Source organism: Methylobacterium variabile (assembly GCF_001043975.1).
GTDB lineage: Bacteria > Pseudomonadota > Alphaproteobacteria > Rhizobiales > Beijerinckiaceae > Methylobacterium > Methylobacterium variabile.
In genome coordinates, this window is record NZ_LABY01000102.1 from 51,075 (window position 1) to 72,431 (window position 21,357).

At 71.1% G+C, this 21,357-nt stretch carries 12 protein-coding genes; 4 read left to right on the plus strand and 8 right to left on the minus strand.

Going from position 1 to position 21,357, the window contains the following annotated elements; all coding sequences use genetic code 11:
* Positions 1–6 precede the first annotated feature (6 nt).
* Both VQ02_RS15785 and nac read right to left on the minus strand, forming a co-directional pair.
* Positions 7–465, minus strand: coding sequence for an acetyl-CoA carboxylase biotin carboxyl carrier protein (locus tag VQ02_RS15785; RefSeq protein WP_245239748.1), 459 nt, complete (start codon positions 463–465; stop codon positions 7–9).
* 90 nt (positions 466–555) lie between these two features.
* Entirely contained in the window at positions 556–1,491 is a 936-nt protein-coding gene (gene nac, locus VQ02_RS15790) for a nitrogen assimilation transcriptional regulator NAC (protein ID WP_048445154.1), read from the minus strand.
* Positions 1,492–1,706: 215 nt separating this feature from the next.
* Here nac and VQ02_RS15795 point away from each other — a divergent pair, with 215 nt between their 5' ends.
* Positions 1,707–2,564 carry an isocitrate lyase/PEP mutase family protein gene (locus VQ02_RS15795; protein ID WP_048445155.1) on the plus strand — a complete coding sequence of 286 codons (858 nt, stop codon included), beginning with the start codon at positions 1,707–1,709 and terminating at the stop codon, positions 2,562–2,564.
* 23 nt (positions 2,565–2,587) lie between these two features.
* Positions 2,588–3,538 (plus strand): 2-hydroxyacid dehydrogenase, encoded by a 951-nt coding sequence (locus VQ02_RS15800; protein ID WP_048445156.1) that lies wholly within the window; start codon positions 2,588–2,590, stop codon positions 3,536–3,538.
* A gap of 50 nt (positions 3,539–3,588) precedes the next feature.
* Here the strand turns inward: VQ02_RS15800 and VQ02_RS34760 are convergent, their stop codons facing one another.
* On the minus strand, positions 3,589–5,436 hold the full coding sequence (locus VQ02_RS34760) for a putative 2OG-Fe(II) oxygenase (RefSeq protein WP_280818947.1): 1,848 nt from the start codon (positions 5,434–5,436) through the stop codon (positions 3,589–3,591).
* Between the two features lie 103 nt (positions 5,437–5,539).
* On the opposite strand from VQ02_RS34760, the gene VQ02_RS35150 reads away from it, so the two are divergent.
* Positions 5,540–7,639: a methyl-accepting chemotaxis protein gene (locus VQ02_RS35150; RefSeq protein WP_245239749.1), complete on the plus strand. Its 2,100-nt coding sequence runs from the start codon at positions 5,540–5,542 to the stop codon at positions 7,637–7,639.
* Positions 7,640–7,762: 123 nt separating this feature from the next.
* Entirely contained in the window at positions 7,763–9,229 is a 1,467-nt protein-coding gene (locus VQ02_RS15815) for a sensor histidine kinase (RefSeq protein ID WP_048445158.1), read from the plus strand.
* 105 nt (positions 9,230–9,334) lie between these two features.
* Here the strand turns inward: VQ02_RS15815 and VQ02_RS15820 are convergent, their stop codons facing one another.
* From VQ02_RS15820 to VQ02_RS15840, 5 genes are all read right to left on the minus strand, one after another.
* Positions 9,335–11,014, minus strand: coding sequence for an FAD-dependent monooxygenase (locus VQ02_RS15820; protein ID WP_048445159.1), 1,680 nt, complete (start codon positions 11,012–11,014; stop codon positions 9,335–9,337).
* A 99-nt stretch (positions 11,015–11,113) separates the two neighbouring features.
* Positions 11,114–11,644: a MarR family winged helix-turn-helix transcriptional regulator gene (locus tag VQ02_RS15825; protein ID WP_053080396.1), complete on the minus strand. Its 531-nt coding sequence runs from the start codon at positions 11,642–11,644 to the stop codon at positions 11,114–11,116.
* Positions 11,645–11,761: 117 nt separating this feature from the next.
* Complete coding sequence (locus tag VQ02_RS15830) at positions 11,762–12,955, minus strand: MFS transporter (RefSeq protein WP_048445160.1); 1,194 nt, start codon at positions 12,953–12,955, stop codon at positions 11,762–11,764.
* Between the two features lie 146 nt (positions 12,956–13,101).
* Positions 13,102–15,150, minus strand: coding sequence for a response regulator (locus tag VQ02_RS15835; RefSeq protein WP_048445161.1), 2,049 nt, complete (start codon positions 15,148–15,150; stop codon positions 13,102–13,104).
* Between the two features lie 26 nt (positions 15,151–15,176).
* The gene (locus tag VQ02_RS15840) at positions 15,177–20,990 is read right to left on the minus strand and encodes a HAMP domain-containing protein (RefSeq protein WP_048445162.1); all 5,814 of its coding nucleotides are present in this window, start codon (positions 20,988–20,990) and stop codon (positions 15,177–15,179) included.
* Between the last annotated feature and the right edge of the window lie 367 nt (positions 20,991–21,357).

The following is a 21,357-nucleotide window of genomic DNA, read 5'->3' on the forward strand; positions in this document are numbered from 1 at the left end:
GGTCCCTCAGCCGAAACGGAACAGCGGCTGGCCGCCCTCGACCTCGTCGCCGGAGGCGACGAGGACCGCCGCGATCACCCCGGCGCGGGCGGACCGGACCTCGTGGAAGGTCTTCATCGCCTCGACGGTGCAGAGCAGGGCGCCCGCCTCGACGGCCTGGCCCACGGTGACGAAGGGCGGCGCCTCGGCGGAGGGCGCGAGGTAGGCGAGGCCCGCGAGCGGCGCGCGCACCTCGCTCGCGGCGGCCGGCGCGGGCGACGGAATTGGGGCGGGGCTCTGGCGCTCGGGCTTCTCGGGTGCGGAGACCGCGGGCGCGGCCGGCGGTGTCGCCTCGGCCGCGCTCCGGGCCTCGCGGGCCAGCCGCAGGGTCCAGCCGTCCTTCGCGACCTCCATCTCGGCGAGGTCGGACGCGGCCATCGCGTCGATCAGCGCCTTGATCTCGTCCATGGTCATTGCGGATGCCATCTGCCGGCCGGTTCGGCCGCTCTCGAGGCACGCTAGTGAGGCGGTCCGCCGGGCGCCAAGACGGATTGGGACTGCGCCGATAAGGGCCGTTTATGGCCGCGTCTTCGGGGCCCCGGCGGGCAGCAGGTGCTGCGGCCAGTCGCGCACCAGGTCGAGGAGCAGCGCCCGGACGGCCTGGGCCGGCTCGGAGAGCGGCAGGTGGTCGGACTGGCACAGGGCGAGGGGCGCCTCGATCGTCGGCTCGACGATCCGGGCGCGCCAGGACGGCGTCGAGGTCGTTACCTCCCGGGCCATCGACTCGGGCAGGATCGTCGCCCCGAGCCCCGCGGCGATGACCGCCGTCAGGGTGCCGGCCGATTCGATCTCGGCGACGACGCGCGGCGCGAGGTCGATCCCCGCGCAGGCGCCGTCGACGAGCTTGCGCACGACGTTGTAGGGGCGCGGCAGGTACAGATCGAGCCCGGCGACGTCGCGCAGCGGGACGGGGTCGGGAAGCGGGGCCAAGTCGGCCGGCCCGACGAGGTAGAGCGGCTCGCGCAGGAGCGGCACGAAGCTCAGGCCATGGACCTCCGTCGTCCCGCCGTAGAGGACCGCGATGTCCATCCGGCCGTTCATGACGAGCTCGGAGAGCGTCGTGCCGTAGGTCTCATTGAGGTAGGGCACGATGCCGGGATGGCGGGCGCGCATCGCGCGCAGGAGCGGCAGCGCGAGGAGCGCGGCGGCGGTGCCCGGCGCGAGGCCGACCGAGACCGCGCCCGACAGGCCCTCGCCCGCCGCCCGCATGTCGACCCGGGCCTGGTCGCACTGGCGCATGATCGCCTGGGCGTGGCGGTAGAGCACCTTGCCCGCCTCGGTCGGCGTGACCCCGCGGGTGGTGCGCACCAGGAGCTGCTGGCCGGTCTCCGCCTCCAGGGTGGCGAGCTGCTGGCTGAGCGCCGGCTGCGCCACGTGCAGCACGTCGGCGGCCTGCGTCATGCTGCCGATGTCGACGATTTTCAGGAAGTACTGGAGGCGCTTGAGGTTCACGGGCTCGGCGTCGGGACCGGGGGCATACGGAAACGCTATTAAGCCAGAGCAAACCCGTCTTGGCTACGGGAGCGGCCCGGCCGTAGACCCCTCGGAGCGCTGCGGGAGCGGCTCGCCCCGTGACACCCCGGACCCCCGTTCCGGGCGGTGGGCCGAGCGCCGGACCGCGGGAGAGAGAGCCTGGCCCGGCCGGGCCGATGCGAGGAGCCCACGCCATGACACCGCCAGACCGCCTGCGCGCCCTGCTGGCGCAGCCCGACTTCGTCGTCATGCCGGCGGTCTGGGACGGCTTGAGCGCCAGGCTCGCGGCGGAGGCGGGCTTCCGCACCGCGTTCCTGTCGGGCTCGTGCGTGGCCGCCGCCCGCCTCGGGGGGCCGGACCTCGACCTGATCTCGTTTGCCGAGATGCTGAACTCGCTCGAGATGGTGCGGGGTGCCGCCCCCGACACGCTCGTGCTGGCGGACGGCGACCACGGCTACGGCAACGCGATGAACGTGCAGCGCACCGTGCGCGCCTACGGCCGGGCCGGGGCCGCCGCCGTGCTGATCGAGGACAAGGTCACGCCCCGCGCCCTCACCGCCGCCGGCAAGCCCTGCCTGCCGCGGGAGGAGGCGCGCATGAAGATCCGGGCCGCGGTCGAGGCCGCGAAGGATTCCGGGATCCTCGTGATGGCACGCACCGATTGCCGGCCGACGCAGGGCATCGACGAGGCGATCGCCCGCATCGAGATGTTCGTCGAGGAGGGGGCCGACATCCTGTTCCTCGACTCGCCGGCCGACGAGGCCGAGATCCGGCGGGCCGTCGCTGCGAGCCAGGGGCGCCCGCACTTCGCCGTGCTGTCCCCCGGGGCGCCGCGGGAAACGCCGACCCAGGCGCGGGCGGCGGAGCTGGGCCTGAAGATCGGCACCTTCCCGACGGGGCTCCTGTCCCCGGCCGTCGCGGGGATCCGGAGCGGGCTCGCCGCGCTGGCCGCCGGCCGCTCGGTCGCCGACACCGCCCTGCCGCCGCCGGAGCTGAGCGCGACGCTGGGCTACGGGGCCTACGAGGCCGCCGCCCGGCCGTTCACGCTCTGAGTTCGCAACGAGGGAGAGCAGGGATGAGCAGCAAGGCGGCCGTGCTCCAGATCGGCCCCTATCCCCCATGGGATCAGGAGCCCCTGGACGCGGCCTTCGAGGTCCACCGCTACTACGAGGCGGAGGACAAGCAGGCCCTCCTGGACCGCGTGGCGCCCCGCATTCGCGCCGTCGCCACCCGCGGAGAGCTCGGCGCGGACCGCCGCCTGATCGAGGCCCTGCCGGTGCTGGAGATCGTGTCGGTCTACGGCGTCGGCTTCGACGCGGTGGATCTGGGGGCCTGCCGCGAGCGCGGCATCCGGGTCACCAACACGCCCGACGTCCTGACGAAGGACGTCGCCGATCTCGGCGTGGCGATGATGCTGGCCCAGGCCCGCGGCGTGGTGGGCGCGGAGGCGTGGGTCCGCGACGGCAGCTGGGCCGGCAAGGGGCTGTATCCCCTGAAGCGGCGCGTCCACGGGGCGAAGGCCGGGATCCTGGGACTGGGGCGGATCGGCTACGAGGTCGCGAAGCGCCTGGCCGGCTTCGAGATGGACATCGCCTACAGCGACGTCGCGCCCAAGGATTACGCCGGGACCTGGACCTACGTCGCCGATCCGGTGGCTCTCGCCCGGCGCTCCGACGTCCTGTTCGTCACCCTGGCCGCCTCGTCGGCGACCCGCCACATCGTCGGGCGGGAGGTCATCGCGGCGCTCGGGCCGGAGGGCATGCTCGTCAACATCTCGCGGGCCTCCAACATCGACGAGGACGCGCTGCTCGACACCCTCGAGAACGGGACCCTCGGTTCCGCGGCCCTCGACGTGTTCGAGGGCGAGCCTCGCCTGAACCCGCGCTTCCTGGCGCTGCCGAACGTCCTGCTCCAGCCGCACCACGCCTCCGGGACCGTCGAGACGCGACGGGCGATGGGTCAGCTCGTCCGCGACAACCTGACGGCGCACTTCGCCGGACGCGAGCTGCCGACGCCCGTCCTGTAACACCAGGGCGCCTCGCCACCGACGCAGCGACGGCGAGGCGCTCGGCGGCGCTACGCCGCCTTCGCCTCGTGGAAGAACAGGATGAGGGAGTAGCGCGTGCCGCGCTCGATGCGGCTGACGCCGTGCACGAGGTTGCCGGCGTGGAGCAGCGCCGCGCCCGTGCGGCGCGACGGCGCGACCAGACCGGCCTCGCCGAGCGCGAGGAGCCGCCCGCCCGAGAAGCTCTCATCCTCGTTCAGCGCGACGTTGACGGTGTACGCGCAGGTGTCGGAGTGGAACGCGATGTAGGGACGCGTCTGCGGCGAGTACATCCTCAGGAAGATGTCGATGTGGCGATAGGCGTCCCGCGGCGCCGGGCCGTCCGATGGCCTCAACGCGTCCGGAATGCGCGTGAGCACGGCGACGCGCTCGGCACCGATGAGCGCGGACAGGCCGTCGATCGTCAGGTTGACCTGGTACTCGGGCAGGTCGTCGACGGTGTCGGGCACGACCGAGGTCACGTGGGCGGCGGCGAACCGGCACAGCGTCTCGCACTCGGCGGCGCTGAGGACCGGGACGTCCTCGATCACCACGCCGTCGCGGACGTCGCCCGCCTCCGCCGGCAAGCCGTGGCCGCGCACGAGGGCGAGCTCCTCGGGCGTCGCGCTGGCCGGATCGGCGTGGTCGATGAGGAACCGGCGGACGACGGGACAGGTCTCGTGCCGAATGCGCCGGCGGGCGCGGGCCTCGAGCCACTGCATCTTCTCGAACAGCACCTGCGGCGGCGGCAGCGCATGACCGACCGGCTGCGCCGCGGCGGCCGCGAACGCCACGGCATCGAGCACCTCCGGCTCCTGCAGCGCGCGCGAGCCCAGTGCCTCCGCGCGGGCGATGGCCGGCAGGTCGAGCCCGAACTGGATCACCGTGCTCGCGCCCCGGAGGCGATGGCGGCGGCATCCGCCGACGAGGAGCATGTCGCCCGGCTCCAAGGCTACCGCGCCGCCCTCCGCGAAGTCGATCGCGCATGCGGGCCCTGCCTCCGGGTCCGGAGGGGCGCCGGCATGGTCGAGCCGCAGGTAGACGCAGAGATGCGTCCTGCCGCGCCGGAACGGCGGCTCGCCGCCGGCGTCCCGCCGCTGCAGGACGGGCGCCGTGAGCCCGGCCCCGTCGAGGGACACGTCGCGCCCGCGCAGGTGCACGGTGAGGCGGTCGACCGCGTCGCGGAACCCGCGCCACTCCCGGCACCCGTTCCAGAGCAGGACGGCGCCGGAATGGTCGCGCAGCCAATCCTCGTCCGGCACCGCGGCCAGCTCCGCCGCGTACTCGCCCCAGGCCGCCGGGCTGGAGCAGTGCGGCAGCACCGTCGGCTCCCACAGCACGTGGCCGTCGCGGGCCGGCAGGGTGATAGCGTCGGCCGCGCGGCGATGACCGCTGACCTCGGCGAGCGGGATCCAGTCCCTCGCCGGGGAGGGGCCGCTGCGCGCGGGCGCGGGCGCCGCCTCGGGCCGCCCGACCCGGCGCCACACCGAGAGCGAGGGCATCAGGAACTCGTGGTGGCCGTCCCCGGGCCCGCCCCGCGACGTGACGACCAGGTCGTAGGAGACCGAGATCCGCGCCTCGTCGGTCTCGTTCGGCTCGACCTCATGGGTCTGCTTGGCGGGGAACAGGAGCAGGCGGCCGGCGACCGGCCGGTAGGCGGCACTGTTGAAGTTCAACGGGTTCGACGCGGCGTAGGCCGCCGTCATGTGGGAGGCCAGCCTCCGCTCCTCACGCGACGACTGCTCGAAGTCTCCTCCATGCCGTCTCCTGACCCAGCAGATGACCGAACCGGCACTGCGTGAGCGGCTGCGGACTGCATTCGCGGCCAGGATCGCAGCAGCGGAAGCATAGCATGACGCAAGGTCAAATATTCGCGTCAAGTGATCTCTGTAAAGATCGAGCGAGTAATATAAATTTCAGCATTGTAACTCAGATTTCGGTGATCTGTGGCTGTCAAGCCCAGCAGCGGGACGGATGATGGCCTTGAGAAATTTTTCGCCGAGGATCGGCACCACCCTTCAGGTGCTGCTCGGGTCGATGACTGCGCTCGTGGTCGTGGCGATCGGCATCCCGATCTACGGTGACGCCAAGAAACTGCAGGACAGCGCACGCGTGGCGCAGGTTGCGGAGGCCGGCTACGACGTCTTCGCCGCCCTCCAGAATACGCGCACCCAGCGCGGGCCCACCCGCGTGGCGCTGGAAGCCAGGCAGCCCGCGTCCGACGCGTTCCTCACCATGCTCGTCGCCGCGCGCCAGAAGGCCGATCCGGCCACCGCGCGGGTCGTCGCGCTGTGCGCGCAGGTCGATTGCACGGGCGGGCAGCCCGAGATCGCGGCCAGCCTGCCCGGCAGCGTCGCGCGGTTCTCCGCCCTGCGCGGCGAGGCCGACGCCGCGCTCAAGGCGCCGATCGAGCAGCGGCGCGCGGGCTTGAGCCGCGAGTACGCCGCCGCGGCCACCGACGTGATCGACAGGCTGGAGAGGATGTCGGTCGCCCTAGGCGAGGCCATCCGGATGGCCGATACGACGACGGCCGAGCTGATGGCCGTCAAGCAGGCGGCCTGGCTCGCCCGCGACGGCATCGGGCTGGAGCGCACGGTCCTGGCGGAGGTGCGCAGCAAGGGCGAGCTCACGCCGGACCTCGACCGCAGGATGGCCGAGCTGCGCGGCCGGGCGGCCGTCAACTGGTCGGTGCTCAACGAGCTCCTCGCCCGGCCCGGTGCCCCGGCCGGGCTGGTGAGCCTGATGAGCACGGCCAGGAGCGTGACGTTCGGAACCTACGATCGGATCCGCAAGGCCGCCTACGACGATGCCGCCGGCCGGCGCGCGCCGAGCATCGGCAACGACGAGCTCGATCGGACCGGCAACGAGGGGCTGGACGCCCTCTCGTCGATCTCGAACGCCGCGATGGGCATGGCCCGCCAGCACGCCCAGGACCGCTACGCCGAGGCGTCGACGCGGCTGATGGGAGAGGTCGGCCTGCTCGCCGCGGCGCTCGTCCTGGCCCTGGCCGGGTTCGTCGTCGTGCGCCGGCGGGTGATCGGCCCGATTACCGGCATGACGGGGACGATGCGCCGGCTGGCCGGCGGCGACCTCGACGCCCGGGTCGACGGTGCCGGCCGCCGCGACGAGATCGGCGAGATGGCCAACGCCGTGCAGGTGTTCAAGGACGGCCTGGTCCGGATGAAGGCCCTCGAGGAGGAGACCGCGCTCGCCCGCGCCTCCGCCGAGGAGCAGCGCCGGGCCGCGACGCGCGAGATGGCGAACGGCTTCGAGGCCGCGGTGGGCGGCGTCATCACCACGGTCACGGCCGCCGCCGCCGAGCTGCGGGTCACCTCCCAGAGCATGGCCGGCATCGCCGCCGAGACGGCGTCGCAATCGACCACCGTGGCGGCCGCGGCCCAGCAGGCGGCCTCGAACGTCGGCACCGTCGCGGCGGCGGCCGAGGAGCTCGGTGCGTCAGTCCTCGAGATCGGCCGGCAGGTGAACGGGTCGGCGGTCCTGGCCCGGACGGCGGCGGTGGAAGCGTCCGAGACGGCCGCCCTGGTGCAGGAGCTGAGCGCCGCCGCCGCCAAGATCGGCGACGTCGTCGCGATGATCTCGACGATCGCGGGCCAGACCAACCTGCTGGCGCTGAACGCGACGATCGAGGCCGCGCGGGCCGGCGCGGCGGGCCGCGGGTTCGCGGTCGTCGCCGCCGAGGTGAAGGAGCTGGCGACCCAGACGGCGCGGGCGACGGAGGAGATCACCGGGCAGATCGGGCGCATCCAGGGCTCGACCACCCAGGCGGTCTCGGCCATCGGCGGCATCGCGACGCGCATCGGCGAGATCAGCACGGTGGCGACCTCGATTGCGGCGGCGGTGGAGCAGCAGGGCGCGGCCACCCAGGAGATCGTGCGCAACGTGGCGCAGGCGGCCGTCGGCACCGGCGAGGTGACGAGCAACATCGCGGGCGTGGCAGGCGCGGCGGAGGAGACGGGGGCCGCGGCGAGCCAGGTCCTGGCCTCGACCTCGCACCTGTCGCGCCAGGCCGAGCAGCTCTCGGCCGAGGTCTCGCGGTTCCTGGCCACCGTCCGGGCGGCCTGAGGCCGCAGGGATCACTGGACCTGGCCGCGCGGCCCCCGCCGTGCGGGTCCCGGCCGCGGCCTGTGCGTTCCGCGGCCGGATCGCGTAGGAGAGGCGGCCTCGGTGCTCTCACGTCCCCCGCTCATGCGCACGCTCCTGGGCCGGCTCGGCCTGCACTTCGACGACCCCGCCGACGAGCGCACCTTCGTCGCGCGCTTCACCCTCGACGACCTGTCCCGGACGCGGGCCGCGATGGTCCTCGGCGCGGTCATCTACTGCGCCTTCGCGGCCTGGGACTGGATCCTCGACCCGGCGCACTGGACGGAGACGCTGCTGCTGCGGCTCGCGGTCGCCGGCGCGGTGCTCCTGCCGGCGGCGGCTGTGCTGGGCCGGCCCGGCGCGCGGCGCTGGGCCGAGGCGATCTACCTCGCCTACTGCGTCGTGCCCGGCTGCGTGCTCAGCCTGATCTACCTGCGGCTGGGCCCCGGCTTCGACCACGCGGCCGCGGGCATGATCATCGTCATCCTGTTCGTCTCGACGCTGCTGCCGCTGCGCCTGCCCGCCCTCGCGGCGTTCTGCGGCGTGACCTGGCTCTGCTTCCTGGTGTGCGAGTCCCTCGCGACCTACGAGCAGGCGGGCATGCGCCTCGTGAACAATTTCGAGATCGGCATGGCCTACGCGCTCTCGCTCTACGCCGTCAGCGCGCGGGAGTACCGGGCCCGGCAGCAGTTCCGGACCGAGCAGGCCCTCCGGCAGGAGAAGGAGCGATCCGAGGCGGCGTTCTCCGACCTGCGCGAGGCCCAGGCGCACCTCGTGCAGGCCGAGAAGCTCGCGGCCCTCGGCCAGCTCGTGGCGGGCGTCGCCCACGAGATCAACACCCCCATCGGGCTGTCGCTGACCACCGCGACGGCCGCCGAGGGAGACCTGCGACAGCTCCAGCAGGCCGTGGAGGCCGGGCGCCTGCGCCGGTCGGACCTGACCCGGGGCCTCGACCGGCTGAGCGAGGCGATGCGGCTGCTCTTCTCCAATCTCACGCGGGCGGCCGACCTCGTGCACAGCTTCAAGCAAGTGGCGGTGGACCAGGCCAGCGAGGAGCGGCGCACGTTCGAGCTGCGCGTCTGGCTCGAGGAGCTGATGAGCACCCTCGGACCGCTCCTGCGCCGCAAGGGTCACGCCCTGCGGATCCGCTGCGAGGACGGGATCGTCCTCGATGCCCATCCGGGCGCCTTGGCGCAGGTGATCAGCAACCTCGCGCTCAACGCCATCGTCCACGGCTACCCCGAGGGCCGGACGGGCGTGCTGGAGCTGACGGCATCGCGCCTGGGCGAGGACCGCCTGCGCATCGTCGTCGCCGACGACGGCGTCGGCATCCCGGCGGAGAACCTGGGCAAGGTGTTCGACCCGTTCTTCACCACGCGACGGACCAAGGGCAGCACGGGGCTCGGCCTGCACATCGTCTTCAATCTCGTCGCCTCGACCCTGCAGGGCCAGATCGAGGTGGCGAGCGAGGAGGGCCGCGGTGCGCGCTTCACGGTCGACCTGCCGCTCTCCCCGGACGGAGAGGAGGTGCGCCAGGGTGCCGAGCCGCGCGGCGTCGGATCAGCGGGTTGAACCCCGGCCGCGCGGGCGGGCGACGCCCGTGCCCTCGCCGTCCCCGCGCTCACCGTCCATCTCACGACCGCTACGGAGGCCGGCTCCCCGTGCCGGACCTCCCGCCTACGGGGTGAAGATCCTTCGGCAATACGCCGCCAGACGGTCGGGCCGTTCGGCCGTGTCGCGGAAGGCGATGTGCCCGTCGGGGCGGACCAGGACGACGGCCGGGCGGTCCTCGAGCCCGTAGGCCCCGTGCGCCTTGCCGTCGAGATCCGACAGGACCGGCACGTCCCCGGCATCGACGGACGGACCGGCGAGGACGAGGCGCGGCCGCACCCGGTCCCAGGGCGCGACCGCCTCGATCGCCGCCCGGAGCGAGGCCGCCGCGGTCGAGGAGCGGCCGTCGAAGCACAGCAGTGCCCATCCCGTCGTCCGACCGTCCGGGTTGCAGAGGAACGGGAACAGCGAGGTCGTCCGGCCGGCCCGCGTCACCTCCGCGTCGGGGGCCCGGTCGCCCGGTCCGGGCCCGGAGTGGAAGAGCCGGGCCAGACCCGAGAGGTGGTCCTCGTTCAGCGGGCTCTGCGGGTAGCTCACCGTCATCTGCTGCAGGTCGTCCGTCCCCTGGAGCAGGGCGCCGATGCCCGGCAGCGCCTTGGCGGCGAGCCCGAGCGCCGCGTCCGTGACCGGCCCGCGATAGACGGTCCGACGAAAGCCCTTCGCCTGCTGCGCGCTGAGCTGGGCGTGCTCGCCCCCGCGCTCGGCGTCGTAGGAGTCGAGCACGACCGGCGCGGCCTCGCCCCGCACCGTCATCGCCAGCCGCCAGGCGATCTCCACCGCGTCATGCAGGCCCGCGTTCATGCCCTGACCGCCGATGGGCAGCGACAGGTGCCCCGCATCGCCGGCCAGGAACACCCGGCCGCGGGCGTAGCCCGGCGAGACGCCGGACTGGAAGCGGCTGTGGGTGAGCCACTGGGGGTCGGTCAGCGTCAGCGTCTCGTCGCCCGTGACCTCGCGCGCCACCGCCTGCATCTCGGCGAGCGTCGGATCCCGGTCGGGCACGCCCGCGTCGTCGGCGAGGAAGAACAGGCGGTGATAGCCGCCCCAGACCGGCAGCACGCCGCAGAAGCCGCGCTCGTAGTAGAAGAACCAGAGCTGGTCGGGCTCCATCGCGCGCCGCCACGACAGCCTGGCGTCGATCTGGCGGTTCATGCGCCCCTCGAACCGTTCGGGCTCGAAGTCCAGGCCCAATAGCGGGCGCACCGTGCTCTTGGCGCCGTCGGCGGCCACGAGGTAGCGGCAGGTCCGGCGTTCCTCCGGGCCGTCGTCGCCCCGCCTCAGGGTGACGGTCACGCTGTCGTCGTCCTGGGCGATGCCGACGACCCGGCAGCCGCGCTCCATCCGGCCGCCCCGCGCCTCGAACGTCTCGATCAAGGTCGTCTCGATCACGTCCTGGCCGCTATAGAGCACCTGCGGGTAGGGGCTGGCGACGTCGTCGATCGGGATCGGCGTCGTGGGCGCGCCGTTCACGAAGAAGTTGATCTGCCGGATCGGGTAGGCCCGCGCCGCGAGGGCATCCCGGAGGCCGATGCCGGCCAGAAGCTCCTGCGGGCGCGCCCAGAGGTTGTTGGCGCGCGAATGGTCCTGCACCTCGGTGCGGGCCTCCAGGATCAGGCAATCGACGCCGTGATGGCGCAGGGCGCAGCCCGCGGTCAGGCCGACGGGCCCGGCGCCGACGACGATGACGTCCGCGTCGTGCGCCGTCGGGCCGGGCGACGCGTCCCCGGATACCGTGCTCTCGGGCACGATACTGTCGGGTGAAATACTATCGGGCGAAATATTCTTGGACATGGCGACCCCAGGCTTGGCACGGTGTGCGACCGACGGGACGAAGCGAGGTGTGGATCAGGCGTCGCGCGCAGGGCGCCGCGAGGCGCGCGCGTCCTCGTGCGCGTCCTCGTCGAGGCGTCGCTGGAGATCGCGCAGGAGGGCGTTGGCGGCCTCGATCCCGTCCGGCGACAGGCCGGCGCACAGGCCCTCGGCCCAGATCTCCTTGCGCGCGATGGCGCGGCGGTAGGCGCTCTCGCCCTTCTCGGTGAGGGCGATGAGCCCCGCGCGGCGGTGGTGCGGATTCGGATCGACATGGACGAAGCCGGCCTCGCGCATGTCGTCGACGACGCGCTGCACGGCCTGGCGGGTGAGGCCCATGTTGCGCGCGATGTGGGCGACCGGCAGCGGCACCGGCGAGAGGGCGATGGCGCCGAGCACCTGCCATCGGGCGCTGGTCAGGCCGAGGTCGTGGACGAGCTTGTCGCCGGCCGCGAGCAGGTCGCCGTTGAGCCGGAACACCGTGAGGATCAGCTCGGTCAGGGCTTGCCGGCTGCGCTCCGCCTCGGTGGCGGGGCCCGGCGGGTGAGCGGTGCCCGACGTTGTCATGCTTTGCTCGCTACACGTTGCCAAGATGACAGCAGGCTGTCGTTCTTGGCCTTCAACGAGCCGTGCATCCGCCGGTTCCCGGATGGCCTCCTCGACGTGCGGTCCGCCGGCGCGCCGTCACGCCCGCCGCGGCAGCAGGAAGGCGAGGAGCCCGATCGCCGGCAGGAAGGCGCAGAGGCGAAACACCTCGACGATGCCGATCCGGTCGGCCAGGAGCCCGAGCCCGCCCGCCGCGAGGCCCCCGAGCCCGAACGACAGGCCGTAGAACAGGCCGCCGACGAGCCCGACCCGGTGCGGCACGAGGTCGATCGCGTAGATCAGGATCGACGAGAAGGCGCTCGCCATGATGAAGCTGGCGAGCACGCTCAGCACCCCGGTCCAGAACAGGTCCGCGTAGGGCAGGATGAGCGCGAGGGGCAGCGGACCCAGGATCGAGATCCAGATCACGCGACCGCGGCCGATCCGGTCGCCCAGCATGCCGCCCAGGATGACGCCGGCGGCGCCGACGACCAGGAAGCCGAACAGCATGAGCTGCGAGGCCTGCACGCTCACCCCGAACCGCTCGATCAGGTAGAACGTGTAGTAGGAGGTGAAGCTCGCCTGATAGGCGTTCTTCGACATCAGGAGCAGGATCAGGATCGTCATCGCGAACGCGACGCGACCGGCCGGCATCCCCGACGACGTCGCCTCCGCCCCCTTCGCCGCTGCTGCCGTCTGGCCGCGGCGCGAGCTCACGTAGAGCGAGACGGTCCAGGACATCAGCAGCATCGCGGCGACGGCGATGCCGGAGAACCAGGACAGGCTCGCCTGCCCGTTCGGCACGACGACGGCGGCCGCGAGGAGCGGGCCGATCGAGTAGCCGACGTGGCCGCCGATCTGGAAAACCCCTTGCGCGAGCCCCTGCCGGCCCGCCGCGGCGTGCCGCGCCATGCGCGTCGCCTCCGGATGGAAGACGGCCGAACCCGTGCCGACGAGGGCCGCCGACGCCAGCACCATGCCGTAGCTCGACGCGAAGGCGAGGCCGAGGATCCCGGCCAGGGTCGCCGCCATGCCCGCGACCATCGCGTGCGGCCACGGCCTCCGGTCGGTCACGTATCCGAGCAGAGGCTGCAGCAGGGAGGACGTGACCTGGAAGGCGAGGGTGATCAGGCCGATCTGCGCGAAGTCGAGGTGGTAGGTGTCTTTGACCAGCGGATAGATCGCCGGAATCATCGATTGCAGCGTGTCGTTCAGGAGATGCGCGACGCTGAGGGCGGCCAGCACCGGCATGACGGGGCGGGCGGCGGATGAGACGAGCGATGCCGAGGACATGCGACACCGTATCGATGCCGCGAGCGGCCCGTCAATCGACCGCGCTCCCCCCGCTTCCGGTCGCGGATGCAACCGTTCCGCCGTCGCGGCGGGCGGACGGGCACGGGCGAGCCGCACCGTCTCCTCGCCCGCGCGGCGGGTGGGCGTCACGTCGCGTGGGTGCCGCTCAGCAGGTTGCGCAGGATGCTGATCAGCTCGGTCGCGCGGTAGGGCTTCTGCAGGAGCTGGAAGCCGTTCGCGTCCTGGTCGTCCTTCAGGTAGCCGGAGGCCAGGAGGACGGGCATCGCCGGCCATTGCCGGCGGATGACGTGGCCGAGCTCGATGCCGGTCAGCACGCCCGGCATGTTCACGTCGCTGAAGACGAGGGCGATGTTCGGCTCGCTCTCCAGGATGCGCAGGGCCTCGCTGCCGTCCTGCGCGCTGAGGACCCTGAACGAGAGCGCCTCCAGGGTCGAGACGATGGTGGAGCGGACGTCGGCGTCGTCCTCGACGACGAGGACGGCCTTGCCCGCGCCGTTCACGGTCTCCGGCGGTTCGGCGGCCGCCCCCGGGCCGGCGCCCTGCGACGGGGAGGAGCGCCCGACGCGCGCGGGGAGCGTGATGACGAAGCGCGTGCCCTGGCCCGGGCTGCTCTCGACGGCGATGGTGCCGCCGCTCTGCTGGACGAAGCCGTACACCATGCTGAGGCCGAGGCCGGTGCCCTTGCCGGCCTCCTTCGTCGTGAAGAAGGGCTCGAACACCCGGGCGAGGACCGAGGGCGACATCCCGGTGCCCGTGTCGGTGATCGCGATTTCCACGGTGCGCGCGTCCTCGCCGCCGTCCGGGGCCGGGGCGGCGCGGCCCTGGATGCGGATGCCCAGCGTACCCCCGTCCGGCATGGCGTCCCGCGCGTTGACCGCGAGGTTGATGAGGGCGGCCTCGAACTGGGCGTGGTCGACGCAGACCTCCGGCAGGCGGTCGTCCAGGTCCGTCGCGATCGTGACCCGCTCGCCGAGGGTGCGTGCGAGCAGCTTGACCAGGCCGGGCATGAAGGCGGCGATGTCCAGCGCGCTGGGCTGGAGGGAGGAGCGCCGCGAGAAGGCGAGCAGGCGGCTGGTCAGCTCCGCGCAGCGATGCGCGCCCTCGATGGCGCTCTCGACCCGGCGGAGCGCCGCCTCGTTGTTCGCGAGCGCCCCCCTCGCGAGGTCGAGGTTCCCGATCACGATGCTCAGCATGTTGTTGAAGTCGTGCGCGATGCCGCCGGTCAGGCGGCCGACCGCCTCGAGCTTCGAGGCGTGCTGGAGGCTGAGCTCGAGCTCCTTGCGCTCGGTCACGTCGAACCACATCCCGAACAGCTCGGCCGGCGTGCCGTCCTCGCCGCGATTGACCACGACCTGATCGAGGATGTGCCGGTCGGTGCCGTCGGCGTTGCGCCAGCGGTATTCCAGCGCCACCGCGCCGGCCTCCGACACGGTGCGCAGGTCCTCGAGGACGCGCTCGCCGTCGTCCGGATCGAGACGGGACTCCCACAGGCCGGAGGTGGCGAAGGCCTGGCGCGAGAAGCCGGTGATGCGCTCGATGCTGTCGTTCGTGAAGTGGAGCCGCCGATCCTCCATCCCGAGCGGCGAGGTGTAGAGCGCGATCGGCAGACCACGCAGCACGGCGGCCTGATGCTCCTCGCGCCGGCGCAGGGCCTGCTCGGCGTCCAGCTTCTCGCCGCGCACCCGCAGGTTCTCGAGCAGGAGCTGCTTCTCGGCCGCCGCCTTGCGCTTGATCTCCTCGGTCTTGCGGTAGAGATCGACGAAGACGTCGACCTTCGATTTCAGCACGAGGGGCTGGATCGGCTTGAAGACGTAGTCCACCGCCCCGGCCGAGTAGCCCCGGAAGATGTGCATGTCTTCCTTGTTGTGCGCGGTGAGGAACAGGATCGGGACACTGGACGTGCGCGAGCGGCTGCGGATCAGGGCGGCGACCTCGTAGCCGTCCATGCGCGGCATCTGCACGTCGAGCAGGATCAGGGCGAAGTCCTCGCGCAGGGTCCGGCGCAGCGCCTCCTCCGGCGAATCCGCCAGGACGAGATCGATCGCCGGATCGGCGAGGATCTCGGACGCGGCGAGCAGGTTGCGCTGATCGTCGTCGACGATCAGGATCTTGGCGCGGATCGGGAGCGGCTCCGGGGGCACGGCTCGCGTTCCGTCCTCGGCGTCACGGTCCATCGGGGGCGGATCCTGCGGACGCGCGGTCACAGCGGCTTGCGCGCCGAGGCCTGCGCGCCCTCCTTGGTCGCGGACGCGCCGTGCCTGCCTGCGCCCCGCCGCTCGAGCTGGACCCGGAGCACCGCGAGGAGCTGGTCGACGTCGATCGGCTTCGACACGTAATCGGAGGCGCCCGCCTCGAGGCACTTCTCGCGGTCGCCCTTCATCGCCTTCGCAGTGACGGCGATCAGCGGCAGGCCGCCGAAGGCCGGCAGGGCCCGGATCGCCCGGATCGTCTCGTAGCCGTCCATCCCGGGCATCATGATGTCGATCAGCATCGCGTCGATCGTCGGGTTGGCGTTGAGCAGAGCGATGCCGTCCCGCCCGTTCTCCGCGAACAGGACCTCGAGCCCGTGCTGCTCCAGGGCGCTCGTGAGCGAGAAGATATTGCGCAGGTCGTCGTCGACCAGAATGACCTGGCACCCCTGCAGCGAGGCCGCCTCCGTGCTCCCGACGAGGATCTGGTCCTCCACCGGGACGCTGCCGATGGCCCGGTGCAGGAACAGGGCCGTCTCGTCGAGGAGCCGCTCGGACGAGCGCGTGTCCTTGAGGATGATCGTCGAGGCGGTGTGCCGGAGCTGCTGCTCCTCGGCAGCCGTCAGCTCCCGGCCGGTATAGACGATGATCGGCAGCTCCTCGCCCTCGCGCGAGGCGCGGATCTGCTCGATCAGCTCGGATCCTCCGAGGTCGGGCAGTCCGAGATCGACGATCGCGCAATCGAACCGACCGCCCGTCAGAGCCTCCAGGGCGGCGGCAGCGGTGCCGACCGCGAAGATCTTGACGTCCTCCTCGCTCAACAGCGCCGTGATGCTCGCGCGCTGGTTCTCGTCGTCCTCGACGAGCAGGAGGTTGCGCACCGGCCGGGTGATGAACTCCTTCGAGCGCTCGAGGGCGCGCAACAGGCCCTCCCGCTCGACCGGCTTCTCCAGGAAGCCGAACGCGCCCGCGCGCAGACCGCGCTTCTTCTCGTCGTTGACCGAGATCACGTGGATCGGGATGTGCCGGGTACGGGGGTCGTTCTTCAGCAGGTCGAGGAGGGCCCAGCCGTCCATGTCCGGCAGGCCGATGTCGAGGGTGATGGCGTGCGGCTTGAAGCGGTGCGCGAGACTGAGCGCGCTGGCGCCGTCCTGCGCGATCAGGCCCTTGAAGCCGCGCTCGCGCGCGAGCTCCAGCAGCACCGAGGCGAACATCGCGTCGTCCTCGACGATGAGCACGATGTGGTCGCCCCCGTGAATGGCGTGGCGGTCGTCGGCCGAGGCCGAGAGCGCCATCGCGGCGTTGGGCTGGCGGCCGACGGGTGACGGGCTCGCGCCCGCCTCGGCCGCGTCCGGGGCACGACCGGTGATCGCCTGCACCGGCGGCTCGAAGGGCAGGAACAGGGTGAAGGTGCTGCCGGTGCCGACGCGGCTCTCCACCACGATCTCCCCGCCGAGCAGGCGCGCGATCTCGCGGCTGATCGCGAGGCCGAGGCCGGTGCCACCGTACTTGCGGCTCGTCGTCCCGTCGGCCTGCTGGAACGCCTCGAAGATGATGCGCTGCTTGTCCTCGGCGATGCCGATCCCGGTATCGGTGACGGCAAACGCCATCCACCGGCTCCCGGCGCGCAGCGGCGAGCCCTCGGCGGAGCCGATCGCTAAGGAGACGCTCCCCTTCTCGGTGAACTTGAAGGCGTTGGAGAGCAGGTTGCGCAGGACCTGCTGCAGCCGCTTCGAATCGGTGCGGACGGACCGCGGCAGCCCCGGCTCGACCTCGATCTCGAAGGCAAGCCGACGCTCCTCGGCTAGCTGCCGGAAGGTCCGGTTGAGGTTCTCGACGAGGTCATGGAGCGCGACGTCCCCGATCTCGAGCGACACGGTGCCGGATTCGATCTTCGAGAGGTCGAGGATGTCGTTGATGAGCGACAGGAGGTCGGTCCCGGCCGCGTTGATCGTCTTGGCGAATTCCCGCTGCTTGTCGGTGAGGTTGCCGTCGCGGTTCTCGGACAGGAGCTTCGAGAGGATCAGCAGGCTGTTGAGCGGCGTGCGCAGCTCGTGGCTCATGTTCGCCAGGAACTGCGATTTGTAGCGCGAGGTCAGGCTCAGCTGCTCGGCCTTCTCCTCCAGCGCCGTCTTGGCGACGGAGACCTCGCGGTTCTTGCCCTCGACCTCCCGCTTCTGGATCTCCAGGAGCCGCGCCTTCTCCTCCAGCTCCTCGTTGGTCTGCTGCAGGCGCTCGCGCTGGCTCTTGAGCAGGTCCTCGGATTGCTGGAGCGAGGCGGCCTGGAGCTCGAGGCGGTCGTTGGTCTTCTTCAACTCCTCCTGGCGGCTCTGCAGCTCGCCCGTCAGCAGCTGGGACTGCTTGAGGAGTCCCTCGGTCCGCATGTTCGCGGCGATCGTGTTAAGCACGATGCCGATCGACTCGGTGAGCTGGTCGAGGAAGGACTGGTGCGTCTCGCTGAACCGGTTGAACGAGGCGAGCTCGATCACCGCCCGCACCTCCTGCTCGAACAGCACCGGCAGCACGATGATGTTGAGCGGCGCCGCCTCGCCGAGCGCGGACCCGATGGTGATGTAGTCGCCCGGCACGTTGGTGAGCAGGATGCGCTTCTTCTCGTAGGCGCATTGCCCGACCAGGCCCTGGCGCAGGCGGTAGCGGTTCGAGAGGTTCTTGCGCTCCGTGAAGGCGTAGCTCGCCACGAGGTCGAGGACCGGCTCGCCCCCGTCGTCCTCGACCATGTAGAAGACGCCGCGCTGGGCGTTCACCAGCGGGGCGATCTCGGACAGGATCAGGTTCGAGACGGTGGCGAGGTCGCGCTCGCCCTGCAGCATGCGGGTGAACTTGGCGAGGTTGGTCTTCAGCCAGTCCTGCTCGGCGTTCTTCAGCGTCGTGTCCCGCAGGTTGCGGATCATCTCGTTGATGGTGTCCTTCAGCGCCGCGACCTCGCCCGAGGCCTCGACGGCGATCGAGCGGGCGAGGTCGCCCTTGGTCACCGCGGTCGCGACCTCCGCGATGGCGCGCACCTGGGTGGTGAGGTTGGCGGCCAGCTGGTTCACGTTGTCGGTGAGGTCGCGCCAGAGGCCGGCGGCGCCCGGCACCCGCGCCTGGCCCCCGAGCTTGCCCTCGACGCCCACCTCGCGGGCGACGTTCGTCACCTGGTCGGCGAAGGTCGCGAGCGTCTCGATCATCTCGTTGACCGTGGCGGCGAGCGCCGCGATCTCGCCCTTGGCGTCGACCGAGAGCTTCCGCTTGAGATCGCCCTGGGCCACCGCCGTCACCACGCTGGCGATGCCGCGCACCTGGCCGGTGAGGTTGGCCGCCATCATGTTCACGTTGTCGGTGAGGTCCTTCCAGGTCCCGCCGACTCCCTTCACCTGGGCCTGGCCGCCGAGCTTGCCCTCGGTGCCGACCTCGCGCGCCACCCGCGTCACCTCGGAGGCGAAGGAGTTGAGCTGGTCCACCATGGTGTTGATGGTGGATTTCAGCTCCAGGATCTCGCCGCGCACGTCGACGGTGATCTTCTTCGACAGGTCCCCGTTCGCCACCGCGGTCGTGACCTCGGCGATGTTGCGCACCTGGCCGGTCAGGTTCTCGGCCATCATGTTGACGTTGTCGGTGAGGTCCTTCCAGGTCCCGCCGACGCCGCGCACCTGGGCCTGGCCACCGAGCTTGCCCTCGATACCGACCTCACGGGCCACCCGCGTCACCTCGGAGGCGAAGGAATTGAGCTGGTCCACCATCGTGTTGATGGTGGATTTCAGCTCCAGGATCTCGCCCTCGACCGCGACCGTGATCTTCTTCGACAGGTCCCCGTTCGCGACCGCGGTGGTGACCTCGGCGATGTTGCGCACCTGGCCGGTGAGATTCGCCGCCATCATGTTGACGTTGTCGGTGAGGCCCTTCCAGACGCCGCCGACGCCCTTCACCTGGGCCTGGCCGCCGAGCTTGCCCTCGGTGCCGACCTCGCGCGCCACCCGCGTCACCTCGGAGGCGAAGGAGTTGAGCTGGTCCACCATGGTGTTGATGGTGGATTTCAGCTCCAGGATCTCGCCGCGCACGTCGACGGTGATCTTCTTCGACAGGTCGCCGTTCGCGACCGCGGTGGTGACCTCGGCAATGTTGCGCACCTGGCCGGTCAGGTTCTCGGCCATCAGGTTCACGTTGTTGGTGAGATCGGCCCAGGTTCCCGCCACGCCCTCGACGCGAGCCTGACCGCCGAGCTTGCCGTCGGAACCGACCTCCTTGGCGACGCGGGTCACCTCGGAAGCGAAGGAGTTGAGCTGATCCACCATGGTGTTGATGGTGTTCTTCAGCTCCAAAATCTCGCCCTTGACGTCGACGGTGATCTTCTTCGACAGATCGCCATTGGCGACGGCCGTGGTCACGTCGGCGATGTTGCGCACCTGGCCGGTGAGGTTCGCCGCCATCAGGTTCACGTTGTCGGTCAGGTCGGCCCAGGTCCCCGCCACGCCCTTCACCTGGGCCTGACCGCCGAGCTTGCCCTCCGAGCCGACCTCGCGCGCCACCCGCGTCACCTCGGAGGCGAAGGAGTTGAGCTGGTCCACCATGGTGTTGATGGTGTTCTTCAGCTCCAAAATCTCGCCCTTGACGTCGACGGTGATCTTCTTCGACAGGTCGCCGTTGGCGACGGCCGTGGTCACGTCGGCGATGTTGCGCACCTGGCCGGTCAGGTTCGCCGCCATCATGTTCACGTTGTCGGTCAGGTCGGCCCAGGTCCCGCCGACGCCCTCGACCTGCGCCTGGCCGCCGAGCTTGCCCTCGGTGCCGACCTCACGCGCCACGCGCGTCACCTCGCTCGCGAAGGAGTTGAGCTGGTCCACCATGGTGTTGATGGTCAGCTTCAGGGCCAGGATCTCGCCCTTGACGTCGACGGTGATCTTCTTCGAGAGATCGCCGCGGGCCACCGCGGTGGTGACCTCGGCGATGTTGCGCACTTGGCCGGTCAGGTTCTCGGCCATCATGTTGACGTTGTCGGTGAGGTCCTTCCAGACGCCGCCGACGCCCTTCACCTGCGCCTGGCCGCCGAGCTTGCCTTCCGTGCCGACCTCCTTGGCGACGCGGGTCACCTCGGAGGCGAAGGAGTTGAGCTGGTCCACCATGGTGTTGATGGTGGATTTCAGGTCGAGGATCTCGCCTTTGACGTCGACGGTGATCTTCTTCGACAGATCGCCGCGGGCCACTGCGGTGGTGACCTCGGCGATGTTGCGCACCTGGCCGGTGAGGTTCGCCGCCATCAGGTTCACGTTGTCGGTGAGGTCCTTCCAGGTCCCGCCGACGCCTGCGACCTGGGCCTGGCCGCCGAGCTTGCCCTCCGAGCCGACCTCGCGCGCCACGCGCGTCACCTCCGAGGCGAAGGAATTCAGCTGATCGACCATCGTGTTCACGACCTTGCCGATCCGCAGGAACTCGCCCCTGAGGGGACGGCCCTCGATCTCGAGCTGCATGGTCTGGCCGAGATCGCCCTTGGCCACGGCTCCGATGACCCGCGCGACCTCGGTGGTCGGCTGGACGAGATCGCCGATCATCGCGTTGACCGAGTCGACGCAGGCCACCCAGCCGCCCGTCGCCGCAGGCAGCTTGCCGCGCTCGCCGATGCGTCCGTCCTTGCCGACGGTGCGCGCGAGGCGGTCGAGCTCCCGGACCAGTCCCTGGTTCAGCTCGACGACGTCGTTGAAGGCCTCGGCGATCTCACCATCGATGCCCGTCAGGTCGAGGGGGAGGCGGGTCGAGAAATCCCCCTTCCGGAAGGCCCGGAGAGTCTTGAGGAGAAGCTTCGGCTCGAGCTGCGAGGACTCTGGCGACATGCGAACACACCTGCGGACGGCGACGGTCCGTCACGCCAGCCGGCAACCCAGGACGCGGCGCGCGGTCGAGATCCGTCGCAGCCCCGCACTGGTCGTTGCCCGCTGACGGGCGGCGACAGGTGCTGGTACGGGGGCATTACGTGTCGCGCAAGCTCACCCAGCGGTAAGATCACGGCGGTCGATCCGCGCCGCCCCGATGCACAGAATCTTTTGCCGTCCTATGCCCGCTTGCTCCCACTCTCACCCCGCCTCCGCGAGGATTCATTGCGATCTGGTTGACGCGTTTCACATGACGGTCGAGTGCCGGCGTCAACTGGCCGGAATCGTGAATTCCGGGAGTAACAGATCACCGTGATCTCGACGCGAC

Excerpts from the sequence above, each read along its gene's own strand:
- VQ02_RS15785 (WP_245239748.1), bottom strand. The coding sequence starts at position 465 with ATGGCATCCGCAATGACCATGGACGAGATCAAGGCGCTGATCGACGCG.
- VQ02_RS15795 (WP_048445155.1), top strand. The coding sequence starts at position 1,707 with ATGACACCGCCAGACCGCCTGCGCGCCCTGCTGGCGCAGCCCGACTTC.
- VQ02_RS15800 (WP_048445156.1), top strand. The coding sequence starts at position 2,588 with ATGAGCAGCAAGGCGGCCGTGCTCCAGATCGGCCCCTATCCCCCATGG.
- VQ02_RS15815 (WP_048445158.1), top strand. The coding sequence starts at position 7,763 with ATGCGCACGCTCCTGGGCCGGCTCGGCCTGCACTTCGACGACCCCGCC.
- VQ02_RS15825 (WP_053080396.1), bottom strand. The coding sequence starts at position 11,644 with ATGACAACGTCGGGCACCGCTCACCCGCCGGGCCCCGCCACCGAGGCG.
- VQ02_RS15830 (WP_048445160.1), bottom strand. The coding sequence starts at position 12,955 with ATGTCCTCGGCATCGCTCGTCTCATCCGCCGCCCGCCCCGTCATGCCG.
- VQ02_RS15835 (WP_048445161.1), bottom strand. The coding sequence starts at position 15,150 with ATGGACCGTGACGCCGAGGACGGAACGCGAGCCGTGCCCCCGGAGCCG.
- VQ02_RS15840 (WP_048445162.1), bottom strand. The coding sequence starts at position 20,990 with ATGTCGCCAGAGTCCTCGCAGCTCGAGCCGAAGCTTCTCCTCAAGACT.